Here is a 12,964-nt window from a genome sequence, read left to right as displayed (position 1 = left end):
GTGCCTCGTGCCCGGCTAGGGTCACGACATGGCAACGGTGATCCTCGTCCGACACGGCCGTTCGACTGCCAACGCGACCGGTGTGCTGGCCGGCCGGCTGCCGGGCGTGAAGCTCGACCAGCACGGCCACGAGCAGGCCGCGGCGACCGCGGCCCGGTTGGCAGGGGTGCGGGTTGCGGCCGTCGTCACCAGCCCTCTCGAGCGGTGCAAGCAGACCGCCAGGACCATCGCCGGCGCGCAGCCGACGCGGCTCGAGCTCGGCACCGAGCGCAAGCTGAGCGAGTGCGACTACGGCGAGTGGCAGGGCCGTGCGATCAAGGACCTCGCCAAGGAGCCGCTGTGGAAGGTCGTCCAGGCCCAGCCGTCTGCCGCTACCTTCCCGGGTGGGGAGTCGATGCGGGCGATGCAGGACCGTGCCGTCGAGGCCGTACGCCGCCACGACCGTCGCGTCGAGGAGGAACACGGGCCCGGCGCGGTCTGGGTGGCGGTCAGCCACGGCGACGTGATCAAGGCGATCCTGGCCGACGCTCTCGGCACCCACCTCGACCTCTTCCAGCGCATCCACGTCGATCCGGCCTCGGTGTCGATCGTGCGCTACACCGAGGCCCGGCCCTACGTCCTCGGGACCAACACCTCCGCGGGCGACCTGTCCTGGCTCACCCCACCTGCGCCGGCCGCACCGAAGCGCCGTCGCCGGAAGAGCGACGACGACGCCGTCGTCGGCGGGGGATCCGGGCCCACCCCGGCTGGCTAGGCTGACGACATGCCCTTGGTTCATGCCTTCGACCCGCCGGAGCGCTTCGTCGTCGGCACTGTCGGTCCCCCCGGCGCCCGCACGTTCTTCCTCCAGGCCCGCGACGGTGCCCGCCTCACCAGCGTCGCGCTCGAGAAGCAGCAGGTGGAGGCGCTGGCCGAGCGCATCGACGAGCTGCTCGACGAGGTGATGCGGGCAGCCGACAACACGGCGCTGATCCCGGCGGTGGCGCCCTTCGACCTGATCGACAAGCTGCCGCTCGAGCAGCCGATCGAGGAGGAGTTCCGCGCCGGCACCATGACGCTCTCGTGGGACCTCGCGACCGAGCGGATCGTCATCGAGGTGTTCCCCTTCACCGAGGCCGCGGTCGTCTCGCCCGACCAGCTCGAGGAGGAGCTGGAGGAGCCCGAGCCCGACGAGATCTTCCTGGTGCGGCTCACGGCCGGGGCCGCGCGCGCCTTCGTCGACCGGGCGCGCCGCGTGATCGGGGCGGGCCGTCCCGACTGCCCGTTCTGCGGCAACCCCATCGACCCCGACGGCCACCTCTGCGTGCGGGCCAACGGCTTCCGCCGCCGCGACCCGCAGCAGTCGTGAGCGATCCGCTCGCCGGTGAGCTCACGCTCCACGGCCGGGTGATGCCTGCCTCCAACGCCACCTTCGTCGGTGAGATCGACGGCCTGCGGGTGGTCTACAAGCCGATCGCGGGGGAGCGCCCGCTCTGGGACTTCCCCGACGGCACCCTCGCCGGGAGGGAGGTTGCGACCCACCTCGTCAGCGAGGCCCTGGGCTGGAACATCGTGCCGCGCACGATCCTGCGCGACGGGCCGCACGGACCGGGCATGGTGCAGGTCTGGCAGGAGCCCGACCCGGCGCAGGCCGCGGTGGACCTCGTGCCAGCAGGTCAGCCGCCCGCGGGCTTCCTCCACGTCTTCGACGGTGTGGACGCCCACGACCGGCAGGTGTCGCTCGTCCATGAGGACTCGACCCCCTTGCGGCTGATGGCCGTGTTCGACGTGCTCGTCAACAACGCCGACCGCAAGGGCGGTCACGTGCTGGCGATGACCGACGGCCACCGCTACGGCGTCGACCACGGACTGACCTTCCACGTGGACCACAAGCTGCGCACCGTCCTGTGGGGCTGGCTGGGCGAGCGACTGCGCGAGGACGAGAGGCAGGGCGTACGCCGCGTGCTCGCGGAGGTGGGCGGCTCGCTCGGCGACGCCTTGTCCGAGCACGTCACACCGGCGGAGATCGAGGCCTTCGAGCGCCGCTGCCACGCCCTGCTCGCGGCCGACGAGCTCCCCTCCCCACGCGACGAGTGGCCGGTCATCCCCTGGCCGCCATTCTGAGCCGGATAGGCTGCCCGCCATGCGTTCGTGGTCATCTCCTGAGGTCCCTGACCTGACTGTCACCGGTCCCGTTGTCCGGATCCACGACACCAGCTCCGGTGGCCTGGTCGAGACCCGGCCCGAGGGCCCCGCCCGGCTCTACGTCTGCGGCATCACGCCCTACGACGCGACGCACATGGGGCACGCGGCGACCTACCTCGCCTTCGACCTCCTCAACCGCGCCTGGCGCTCGGCGGGTCACGAGGTCGCCTACGTCCAGAACGTCACCGACGTCGACGACCCGTTGCTCGAGCGGGCCACCAAGGTCAACATCGACTGGGTGGAGCTGGCCGAGCGGGAGACCGAGCTCTTCCGCAACGACATGCAGGCGCTGCGCATCCTCGCGCCCGACCACTACGTCGGCGCCGTCGAGTCGATCCCGCTCGTCATCGACCTCATCGTGCGGTTGCAGGAGGCCGGCGCGATCTACCAGGTCGACACCGACCTCTACTTCTCCGTCACGGCCGACACCGACTTCGGCGGCGTCTCCGGCTGGTCGCGCGACGAGATGCTGCGGATCTTCGGCGAGCGCGGGGGAGACCCCGAGCGCGAGGGCAAGCAGGACCCGCTCGACTGCGTCGTGTGGCGCGGCAAGCGCGAGGGCGAGCCCTCGTGGGACAGCCCCTTCGGTCCCGGCCGGCCGGGCTGGCACATCGAGTGCACCGCGATCGCGTTGGAGCACCTCGGCACCGCCTTCGACGTCCAGGGCGGCGGCAGCGACCTGATCTTCCCGCACCACGAGATGTGCGCCGGCGAGGCGCAGGTCGCCGAGCCGGGCCAGCCGTTCGCGCGGGCCTACGCCCACGCCGGGATGGTGGCCTACGACGGCGAGAAGATGTCGAAGTCGAAGGGCAACCTCGTCTTCGTCTCGGCGCTGCGCCTCAGTGACGTCGACCCGATGGCGATCCGCATGGTGCTGCTGCGCCACCACTACCGCAGCGACTGGGAGTGGACCGACGAGCAGCTGTGGGCCGCGGTCGACACCGTGACCCAGTGGCGCAAGGCGCTCTCCCTGGGCGCGGGTGCGCCCGCTGCACCGGTCGTCAGCGCCGTACTCGCCGCGCTCGCCGAGGACCTCGACGCCCCCACGGCCGTCGCGGCCATCGACGAGTGGGCCGCCTCGACGCTCGGCGACACCGCCCACGGCCTCGCCGACAACAGCGATCCCGACGCCGCCGCGACCCTCAAGCCCGTGCTCGACGCGGCGCTCGGCCTGTTGCTCTGATCAGTCCTCGGTGCGCCGCTTGAGGTAGCGCTCGAACTCGCGGGCGATCGCCTCGCCGCTGGCCTCGGGCAGGTCGGCGGTGTCGCGCGACTCCTCGAGCGAGCGGACGTAGTCGGCGACGTCCTCGTCCTCCTCGGCGAGCTCGTCGACCCCGCGCTCCCAGGCGCGGGCATCGTCGGGCAGCTCGCCGAGCGGGATGGAGCAGTCGAGGAGGTCCTCGAGCTGGCCGATCAGGGCGAGGGTCGCCTTGGGGCACGGCGGAGCGGCGACGTAGTGCGGCACGGCCGCCCAGTAGGACACTGCAGGGATGTCCAGCTGGATGCAGGCGTCCTGGAAGACGCCGACGATGCCGGTCGGGCCCTCGTAGGTCGACTGCTCGAGCTTGAGCCGGTCGACGAGGTCGGGCTCGGTGGCGCTGCCGGTCACCGGGATCGGCCGGGTGTGGGGCGAGTCGGCCAGCAGCGCGCCGAGGGTGATCACGAGCTGGCTGCCGAGGTCGTCGCACGCCGCGAGCAGCTCCGCGCAGAACTGGCGCCAGCGCATGTTGGGCTCGATGCCGCGGATCAGGATGACGTCGCGGTCGAGGTCGGGAGGCGAGGCGATCGCGATCCGGGTCGTCGGCCAGCTGAGGCGGCGGTGGCCGTGCTCGTCGGTCCCGACCATGGGGCGGTTGACCTGGAAGTCGTAGAACTCCTCGGGATCGATCGCGCCCACTACCTTCGCGTCCCACACCTCCATCAGGTGATCGACCACTCCGGAGGCTGCATCGGCGGCGTCGTTCCAGCCCTCGAAAGCAGCGATGACCACGGGGGAGACGAGGTCTTGCACGTCGTCGAACTCGATCACCCACACACCCTAGTTGGCCGCCCACGAGGCGGCGCCGATTTCGCTGCCGCGGGGCGCGGTGGAAGCATCGGTGTCCCGCGTCCAGCACGTGGAATTGCCGTCCGTAGTGTGGACGGCGCTCCGTAGGCTGGACGCCTCATCGATTGGAGTCTCGAGGCCTGTGACTGCTCTGCCCGCCCTCACCGCCGAGTCGATCACCCCGGACCACCGTCCGGACGCGACGGAGCTCCTGACCGCCATGCTCAACGAGCGGATCGTGGTGCTCGATGGCGCGATGGGGACGGCCATCCAGCGCGACCGGCCCGACGAGGCCGGATATCGGGGCGAGCGCTTCGCCGACTGGCCCAGCGACGTCCAGGGCAACAACGACCTCCTGACGCTCACGCGGCCCGAGATCATCGCCGGCATCCACCGCGAGTACCTCGAGGCCGGCGCCGACATCATCGAGACCAACACCTTCAACGCCAACGCGATCTCGTTGGCCGACTACGGCATGGAGGCGCTCGCCTACGAGCTCAACTACGAGTCCGCCCGGCTGGCGCGCCTCGAGTGCGACGCCGTCACTGCCCAGGACCCGGGTCGGCCGCGATTCGTCGCCGGTGCGTTCGGCCCCACGACCCGCACGGCCTCCATCTCGCCCGACGTCAACGACCCGGCCGCGCGCAACGTGTCCTACGACCAGCTCGTCGCGGCGTACAAGGAAGCCGGTCGGGGACTCCTCGACGGCGGCTCCGACCTGCTGTTCATCGAGACGATCTTCGACACCCTCAACGCCAAGGCCGCGATCTTCGCCGTCGAGACGCTGTTCGAGGAGTACGGCCGCCGCTGGCCCGTGATCATCTCCGGCACCATCACCGACGCCTCCGGGCGCACGCTCTCGGGCCAGGTGACCGAGGCCTTCTGGAACTCGGTGCGCCACGCCAAGCCGATCGCCGTCGGTCTCAACTGCGCCCTGGGCGCCAAGGAGATGCGCCCCTACATCGAAGAGATCAGCCGCATCGCCGACACCTTCGTGTCGTGCTACCCCAACGCCGGCCTCCCCAATGCCTTCGGTGAGTACGACGAGGCGCCGGCCGAGACCTCGGCGATCATCGGCGAGTTCGCTGAAGCGGGCTTCGTCAACATCGTCGGCGGCTGCTGCGGCACCACCCCCGCTCACATCGCGGAGATCGCGAAGGCAGTCGACGGCAAGCCCCGCCGCGAGGTCCCCGAGGTCCCGGTCGCCATGCGACTGGCCGGGCTCGAGCCGTTCACCATCGATGACGACAGCCTGTTCGTCAACGTCGGTGAGCGCACCAACATCACCGGCTCGGCGAAGTTCCGCAACCTGATCAAGGCCGGCGACTACGACACTGCGCTCAGCGTCGCCCTGCAGCAGGTCGAGAACGGCGCGCAGGTCATCGACGTCAACATGGACGAGGGCATGATCGACGGCGTCGTCGCCATGGACCGCTTCCTCAAGCTGATCGCCAGCGAGCCCGACATCAGCCGGGTGCCGGTCATGGTCGACTCGTCGAAGTTCGAGATCATCGAGGCCGGCCTCAAGTGCGTGCAGGGCAAGCCGATCGTCAACTCGATCTCCATGAAGGAGGGCGAGGACACGTTCCGCGAGCACGCCCGCCTGTGCCGCAAGTACGGCGCCGCCGTGGTCGTCATGGCCTTCGACGAGGACGGCCAGGCCGCTGACCTCGACAGCCGCAAGCGCATCTGCGAGCGCGCCTACAAGATCCTGGTCGACGAGGTCGGGTTCCCGGCCGAGGACATCATCTTCGACCCCAACGTGTTCGCCGTCGCCACGGGCATCGAGGAGCACGCCAACTACGGCGTCGACTTCATCGAGGCTGCCCGCTGGATCCGCGAGAACCTCCCGGGCGCACAGATCTCGGGCGGCATCTCCAACGTGTCGTTCTCGTTCCGCGGCAACAACGCCGTACGCGAGGCCATCCACGCCGTCTTCCTCTACTACGGCATCCAGGCCGGGCTCTCGATGGGCATCGTCAACGCCGGTGCGCTGGTGACCTACGACAGCATCGACCCCGAGCTGCGCGACGCGATCGAGGACGTCATCCTCAACCGCCTGCCCGACCCGATGCAGGCGACCGAGCGGCTGCTCGAGATCGCGGAGAAGTACCGCGCTACCGACGCCGTCGAGGAGAAGGCCGCCGCCGAGTGGCGCTCACTGCCGATCCGCGAGCGCATCACCCACGCCCTGGTGAAGGGCATCGATGCCCACGTCACCGAGGACACCGAGGAGCTCCGCGCCGAGATCTCGGCCGCGGGCGGCCGCCCGATCGAGGTGATCGAGGGCCCGCTCATGGACGGCATGAACGTCGTCGGCGACCTGTTCGGCGCGGGCAAGATGTTCCTCCCGCAGGTGGTCAAGAGCGCCCGGGTGATGAAGAAGGCCGTGGCCTACCTCCTGCCCTTCATCGAGGCCGAGAAGCAGCCCGGCGACGCCGAGACGAAGAACGGCACGATCGTGATGGCGACCGTCAAGGGCGACGTCCACGACATCGGCAAGAACATCGTCGGCGTCGTGCTGCAGTGCAACAACTACGAGGTCATCGACCTCGGGGTGATGGTGCCTGCGCAGAAGATCCTGGACGCCGCCGCGGAGCACGACGCCGACATCATCGGCCTCTCCGGCCTGATCACGCCCTCGCTCGACGAGATGGTCCACTTCGCCGGCGAGATGCAGCGCACCGGCATGACCATCCCGCTGATGATCGGCGGCGCGACGACCTCGCGCGCCCACACGGCGGTCAAGGTCGACAAGAAGTACGACGGGCCGGTCATCTGGGTCAAGGACGCGTCCCGGTCGGTCCCGACCGCGGCCGCCCTGCTCAGCGACGAGCTGCGCCCCAAGCTGATGGCCGACGTCAAGCTCGACTACGACTCGCTGCGAGCCCGCCACGCCACCAAGCACGACCGGCCGATGCTCTCGCTCGACGCCGCGCGCGCCAACCGCACGCCCATCGAGTGGGACGGCTACGTCCCGCCGACACCCGTCCAGCTGGGTGTCCAGGTCTTCGAGGACTACGACATCGCCGAGCTGCGCGACTACATCGACTGGCAGCCGTTCTTCAACGCCTGGGAGATGAAGGGCAAGTTCCCCGACATCCTCAACAGCCCCACGGCGGGCGAGACCGCGCGCAAGCTCTACGACGACGCGCAGGTCATGCTCGACCGCATCATCGAGGAGAAGTGGCTCACCGCCAACGGCATCATCGGGTTCTTCCCGGCGGCAGCGTCCGGTGACGACACGATCGTGTACGCCGACGAGTCGCGCACGGAGGTCCTCACGACACTGCACCACCTGCGCCAGCAGGGCGAGCACCGAGACGGCATCCCCAACCGCTCGCTCGGCGACTACATCGCGCCGGTCGAGTCCGGGCTGCAGGACTACGTCGGCGGCTTCGCCGTCACGGCCGGCCTCGGCAGCACCGACAAGATCATGGAGTTCAAGGCCGACCTCGACGACTACTCCGCGATCCTGCTCGAGTCGCTCGCCGACCGGCTCGCCGAGGCGTTCGCCGAGCGGATGCACCAGCGGGTCCGCAAGGAGTTCTGGGGCTACCTGCCCGACGAGCAGCTCGACAACGAGGCCCTGATCGGGGAGAAGTACGTCGGCATCCGCCCTGCTCCGGGCTATCCCGCCTGCCCCGAGCACACCGAGAAGTCGACGCTGTGGACGCTGCTCGACGTCGACAAGATCGGCATCGAGCTCACCGAGTCCATGGCCATGTGGCCCGGTGCGTCGGTCAGCGGCTGGTACTTCTCGCACCCGCAGTCGCAGTACTTCGTCGTCGGCCGGCTCGGTCGCGACCAGGTCGCCGACTACGCCGAGCGCAAGGGCTGGGACCTGCCGACCGCCGAGCGCTGGCTGTCGTCCAACCTGGGCTACGACCCCGAGGACTGATCGGGGACCTCGTCGTCCGGGTCCAGGTCGCCACCCGTCGGGTCGGGCGCTTGCTCGTCGTCGAGCCAGTCGCCGCCGATCGGCTCGCGGTCCCACGCCACGATGGCCCAGCCCTCCTCCGGGCTGCCGTCGAGGACGATGCAGCCGGTGTTGTGCAGGCCCTCGTGGATCGGGGCGTGCTCGCCGCTCGCTCGGTGGGTGACCCAGGTGCGGATCGCGGCACCGTGGCTGACGACCAGCGCCGCGGCGACACCGTCCGTGCAGACGCGGGCGATCGCGTCGTCGTACCGCGCGAGGAACTCGGTGCAGGTCTCGCCGCCCGGCATCCGGAGGTCGAGGTCGCCGTCGAGCCAGTCGGCGATGGTGCCGAGGAAGCCGAAGACCGCTTCCTCGTCGGCTCGCATCTCGAAGTCGCCGGCGGTGATCTCGCGCAGCCCGTCGTGCTCGGCGGGTGTGAGGGCGAGAGCGGTCGCGATCGGGTGCGCGGTCTCGGCGGTGCGCAGGAGGTTGGAGACGGCGATGGTGTCGATGCTCGTGCCGTCGAGGGCCTGGACGACCGCGTCGGCCTGGCGGCGGCCGAGGTCGGTCAACGCGGCGCCGGGGAAGGCGGTGTCGAGGGCGCCGGACACGTTGGAGTGGGTCTGACCGTGGCGGAGCAGCAGCAAGCGCATGCGACCAGCCTAGGTGGCACCACGTGCCCGACGCCCAGCCCTCATGGGGTGAAGACCACCTTGACCATGCCGCCCTCCTTGTCACGGAAGCTGCGGTAGGCCTCGGGTGCGTCGCTGAGCGGGAGGTGGTGGGTGGCGAAGTCCTCCACGCCCAGGTGGTCCTGGTCCTCCTCCAGCAACGACAAGATGTCGTCGCTCCAGCGGCGGACGTTGGCCTGGCCCATGCGCAGCTGCACCTGCTTGTCGAAGAGCTGGAACATCGGCAACGGGTCGGTGGCCCCGCCGTAGACGCCGGAGATGCTGATGGTCCCGCCTCGCCGTACGGCGTCGATGGCGGTGTGGAGCGCCGCCAGCCGGTCGGACCCTGCGGTCAGCATGACCTTCTCCTGGACCTTCTTGGGGAGCAGCCCCAGCGCCTTCTGCGCCGTCTCCGCCACCGGCGAGCCGTGCGCCTCCATGCCCACGGCGTCGATGACGGCATCCGCGCCGCGGCCGTCGGTCAGCTCACGCACCCGGGCGGGTACGTCCTCCACCTCGGACATGTCGATGGGCTCCGCCCCGATCGCGTGGGCGCGGCCAAGACGCTCGGGCACCGAGTCGACACTGATCACGCGCAGCCCGCGGTGGATCGCGATCCGGGAGGCCATGTCGCCGATCGGACCGGCCCCGATGACGAGCAGCGTCGCGTCCGGGTCGGCATCGGCGTACTCCACCGCCTGCCACGCGGTCGGCAGGACGTCGGACAAGAACACGAAGCGGTCGTCGACGGGTCCGTGCGACACCTTGATCGGCAACGTGTCGCCGAAGGGGACCCGGAGGGCCTCGGCCTGCCCGCCGGGGACCTGGCCGTAGAGCTTGCTGTAGCCGAACAGGCTCGCGCCCGTGCCGTGCTCGCGGTTCTGCGTGGTCTCGCACTGGCTGAAGAGGCCTCGCTCGCACATCCAGCACGCGCCGCAGCTGATGTTGAACGGGACGACGACGCGGTCGCCGACCTCGAGGCGGGTGACGGCGGCGCCGACCTCGCGCACGACTCCCATCGCCTCGTGGCCGACGATGTCACCGGGGGTCATGAACGGGGTGAGGGGGTCGTAGAGGTGCAGGTCGGAGCCGCACAGGCCGGTCGACGTGACGTCGATGACCACGTCGGTCGGCTCCTGGATCTCCGGGTCCGGCACCTCCCGGACCTGCATGTCGTGCCGCCCCTGCCATGTCACTGCCTTCATCCCTTGCTCCTTCCGCGGTCCTCGGCGACCGTGTCGTCGTCTTCCTGTGTCTGTCGGGCGGCGAAGCCCGCCGCCAAGGGGTCGGGCACCAGGCCTGCACCGGCCGCCTGCACCCTGTTGCGGGCAGCGCCCGCGACCACCTGGTCCTTGCCTGCCATCAGGGCGTCGAAGCCTTGCCGGGCCACGGTCTCGGCGCTGTCCTTCGGGCCCTGCGCCACCTTGGTGTGCTGCATTCCGGCCCGCTCGAAGAACGCGGTGTCCGTCGGGCCCGGGAGCAGCGAGGTGACGCAGACCCCGGTCCCACGAAGCTCGTGGCGGATCGCCTCCGCGAAGGAGTGCACGAACGCCTTGGACGCGGCATAGGTCGCGTGGCCCGGGCCCGGGCCCTTCCCGGCGATGGACGACACCAACAGCAACCTGCCCTGCGCACGCATCACCATGTCGCGGGTGAGGAGGCTGGCCAGGTGGACGGTCGAGCGGACGTTGAGGTCGATCAACCTCAGCTGCGCCTCGATGTCCGCCTCGTCGAACCGGCCGTGCACACCGATGGCCGCGTTGAGGATCCCGACCGTCACCGGGCCGGGCTGTGCCATGGCCACCTCGTGCAGGTGCTCGACGCCCACCCCGGCGGAGAGGTCGACGTGCACCGACGTCACGCGTCGCCCCGTCACCCTGAGGTCGTCGGCGACGTCGTGGATCAGGCCCTCGTCGGCGGCGATCACGAGATCGAAGCCCTCGGACGCCAAGATCTCGGCGAAGGCCCGCCCGATGCCGGTCGAGGCGCCCGTGACGACGGCCAGGCCGCGATCGGACGGGGGAGGGAGGTCGGAGTCGTCTGTCATGTCGAGGACGGTGCCCATTCGGGCCGGCGGCATGCGGCGCATGCGCGCAGCCGGACACGGGTATCGCAGCCCCACGAGTCGTCCGGTGTGGAGGGGTGAGCACGCTGCTGCAGTCGAACCTGACGGCCCCTGACGCGGGCTGGGGTCCGCGTGGACGCCGCAGCGATGCCGCAGCCTGCGCGGCGGGCATGGCCGTCACGAGCCTCGCCGCTCTGGGCGCCGACCGACACCCGCCCCTTGATCGGTGGGTGTTCGAGACGCTGAACGACCACGCGTCCGAACCGGTGCCCGTGCGGCTGGTCCAGCAGCTGGGCACACCGTGGATCCTCCCAGCGCACCACCCGATCGACGCGCTCGGGGGAGCGGCGCTCGGCATCGGGGTCGGCGGTGGCCTGAACTGGGCGGTGGAACGTGACGCGTCGCTGCGTGTCAGGATCCATGCGTGACTCTCGCCGCGGTCCTGTGGGACATGGACGGAACCCTCGTCGACACCGAGCCCTACTGGATCGCCACGGAATACGCGATGGCGGAGAAGTACGGCGGCACCTGGTCCGACGAGCACGCCCTCAACCTCGTGGGCAATGCGCTGCTCGAGTCGGGCGTCTACATCCGGGTGCACATGGGCATCGACCTGACACCCCAGGAGATCGTCGACGAGCTCCTCGACGGGGTCGTCGAGCGAGTGCGCGAGTCGGTGCCGTGGCGCCCGGGCGCGCGTGAGCTGCTGGCCGACCTGCGGGCCAACGACGTGCCGTGTGCGCTCGTGACGATGTCGTGGCAGCGCTTCGTCGCGCCGATCCTCGAGCACCTGCCGGCCGACACGTTCGCGACGCTCGTGACCGGCGACCGGGTCGAGTTCGGCAAGCCGCACCCCGAGCCCTACCTCACGGCCGCCGCCGAGCTCGGCGTCGCTCCCGAGGACTGCGTGGCGATCGAGGACTCCAACACCGGCGCCAAGTCGGGGGAGGCCGCGGGCTGCCTGGTGCTGTGCGTGCCCAACCACGTCCCGATCCTCGAGGGTGAGCGCCGGGTCTTCCGCGACACGCTCGTCGGGATGACCGCGGCGGACCTGGCCTCGCTGTAGCCCTCAGGGCGCGGTGACGACACCCTCGTCGGTGTCGAGGTCGCCGGCCGGATCGGGGACAGGCAGCCGCTCGGGCATCGGCAGGAGCGTGCCCCCGAACTCCGGGCAGTGGGCCTTGAACGAGCACCACGAGCACAGCCGCGACCGGTGGGGGAGCCACTCACCGGTCTCCTTGCACTCCGAGATCGCGCGCCAGATCGCCTCGACCTTGCGCTCGGTCGCGAGCAGGTCGTCCTCGTCCGGTGCATAGCGCAGCAGCTCGCCGTTGCCGAGGTAGACCAGCTGCAGCATCGCCGGGACGACGCCGCGGGTGCGCCAGATGACCAGCGCATAGAACCTCATCTGGAAGAGCGCCTTGGCCTCGAAGGCCTCGCCGGGAGCCGTCCCGGTCTTGTAGTCGACCACCCTGATCCGGCCGTCGGGCGCGACGTCGATCCGGTCCACGAAGCCGCGCAGCAACAGCTTGGAGTCGAGCAGCGCCTCGACGTACAGCTCGCGCTCCGCGGGCTCGAGGCGCCGCGGGTCCTCCAGCGTGAAGTAGCGCGTCAGGACCTCGCGACAGCTCGTGAGCCACGACGCCACGTCGGGGCCCTCGCCACCGAACATCTCGGCCAGCTCCGGAGCCTCGGCCAGCAACGCGTCCCAGGACGGCACGAGCAGGTCGGCGGCGGCATCGGGCGTGCGATCGGCAGGAGGCAGGTCGAAGAGGTCCTCGAGGACCTTGTGCACGACCGTGCCGCGCACGGCATCGACCGACGGCTGCTCGGGCAGCTTGTCGATGGTGCGGTAGCGATACATCAGCGGGCACGTCATGAAGTCGCCGGCCCGGCTCGGCGAGAGCGCACCGAGCACGTCGACCCCGTCGACCGGGGTGGAGACGATCTCGGCGGGCGACTGTCGGTGCATGAGGCGCACCCTAGGTGTTCTGTCCGGACAGGTTGGGCACGCGGTCGGCGGGTGACTTGCCTTTGAGTGCGGTGTGGCCGCGGTGGTGATTGTAGTGATGGAGCCA

12 protein-coding genes are annotated in these 12,964 nt (G+C 70.2%); 7 read left to right on the top strand and 5 right to left on the bottom strand.

Features of this window, described 5'->3' with window-relative positions; all coding sequences use genetic code 11:
- Positions 1 to 28: 28 nt before the first annotated feature.
- Genes C9J87_RS09670 through mshC form a run of 4 tightly spaced genes read left to right on the top strand, consistent with a single transcriptional unit; the run spans position 29 to position 3,367 of the window.
- Positions 29 to 754, top strand: coding sequence for a histidine phosphatase family protein (locus tag C9J87_RS09670; protein ID WP_107705428.1), 726 nt, complete (start codon positions 29 to 31; stop codon positions 752 to 754).
- Between the two features lie 9 nt (positions 755 to 763).
- Complete coding sequence (locus tag C9J87_RS09665) at positions 764 to 1,348, top strand: DUF3090 domain-containing protein (protein ID WP_036490648.1); 585 nt, start codon at positions 764 to 766, stop codon at positions 1,346 to 1,348.
- The gene (locus tag C9J87_RS09660) at positions 1,345 to 2,103 is read left to right on the top strand and encodes an SCO1664 family protein (RefSeq protein WP_269801731.1); all 759 of its coding nucleotides are present in this window, start codon (positions 1,345 to 1,347) and stop codon (positions 2,101 to 2,103) included. Before C9J87_RS09665 ends, C9J87_RS09660 begins: the two co-directional genes overlap by 4 nt.
- A gap of 19 nt (positions 2,104 to 2,122) precedes the next feature.
- Positions 2,123 to 3,367, top strand: coding sequence for a cysteine--1-D-myo-inosityl 2-amino-2-deoxy-alpha-D-glucopyranoside ligase (gene mshC, locus C9J87_RS09655; RefSeq protein ID WP_107705427.1), 1,245 nt, complete (start codon positions 2,123 to 2,125; stop codon positions 3,365 to 3,367).
- Here the strand turns inward: mshC and C9J87_RS09650 are convergent, their stop codons facing one another.
- Positions 3,368 to 4,213, bottom strand: coding sequence for a PAC2 family protein (locus C9J87_RS09650; protein ID WP_036490652.1), 846 nt, complete (start codon positions 4,211 to 4,213; stop codon positions 3,368 to 3,370). It lies immediately after the preceding gene.
- A gap of 238 nt (positions 4,214 to 4,451) precedes the next feature.
- Between C9J87_RS09650 and metH the strand changes: the two genes are divergently transcribed.
- Entirely contained in the window at positions 4,452 to 8,132 is a 3,681-nt protein-coding gene (gene metH, locus C9J87_RS09645; RefSeq protein WP_198652328.1) for a methionine synthase, read from the top strand.
- On the opposite strand, the gene C9J87_RS09640 is transcribed toward metH, so the two are convergent.
- Genes C9J87_RS09640 through C9J87_RS09630 form a run of 3 tightly spaced genes read right to left on the bottom strand, consistent with a single transcriptional unit; the run spans position 8,114 to position 10,868 of the window.
- Entirely contained in the window at positions 8,114 to 8,803 is a 690-nt protein-coding gene (locus C9J87_RS09640) for a histidine phosphatase family protein (RefSeq protein WP_107705426.1), read from the bottom strand. The genes metH and C9J87_RS09640 overlap by 19 nt on opposite strands.
- Before the next feature lie 41 nt (positions 8,804 to 8,844).
- A complete protein-coding gene (locus C9J87_RS09635; RefSeq protein WP_036490654.1) occupies positions 8,845 to 10,026 on the bottom strand; it encodes a zinc-dependent alcohol dehydrogenase in 1,182 nt (393 codons plus the stop codon).
- On the bottom strand, positions 10,023 to 10,868 hold the full coding sequence (locus tag C9J87_RS09630) for an SDR family NAD(P)-dependent oxidoreductase (RefSeq protein WP_036492733.1): 846 nt from the start codon (positions 10,866 to 10,868) through the stop codon (positions 10,023 to 10,025). Before C9J87_RS09630 ends, C9J87_RS09635 begins: the two co-directional genes overlap by 4 nt.
- A 95-nt stretch (positions 10,869 to 10,963) precedes the next feature.
- Here C9J87_RS09630 and C9J87_RS09625 point away from each other — a divergent pair, with 95 nt between their 5' ends.
- Positions 10,964 to 11,314, top strand: coding sequence for a hypothetical protein (locus tag C9J87_RS09625; protein WP_010832867.1), 351 nt, complete (start codon positions 10,964 to 10,966; stop codon positions 11,312 to 11,314).
- The gene (locus C9J87_RS09620; RefSeq protein WP_010832868.1) at positions 11,311 to 11,952 is read left to right on the top strand and encodes an HAD family hydrolase; all 642 of its coding nucleotides are present in this window, start codon (positions 11,311 to 11,313) and stop codon (positions 11,950 to 11,952) included. Before C9J87_RS09625 ends, C9J87_RS09620 begins: the two co-directional genes overlap by 4 nt.
- Positions 11,953 to 11,955: 3 nt before the next feature.
- Here C9J87_RS09620 and C9J87_RS09615 read toward each other — a convergent pair whose 3' ends face one another.
- On the bottom strand, positions 11,956 to 12,858 hold the full coding sequence (locus tag C9J87_RS09615) for a RecB family exonuclease (RefSeq protein WP_010832869.1): 903 nt from the start codon (positions 12,856 to 12,858) through the stop codon (positions 11,956 to 11,958).
- Positions 12,859 to 12,964 lie beyond the last annotated feature (106 nt).

Source organism: Nocardioides allogilvus (genome assembly GCF_003047285.1).
Taxonomy (GTDB): domain Bacteria; phylum Actinomycetota; class Actinomycetes; order Propionibacteriales; family Nocardioidaceae; genus Nocardioides; species Nocardioides allogilvus.
The sequence above is the reverse complement of the archived record's forward strand: the minus strand, read 5'-3'. Positions and strand labels throughout refer to the sequence as shown.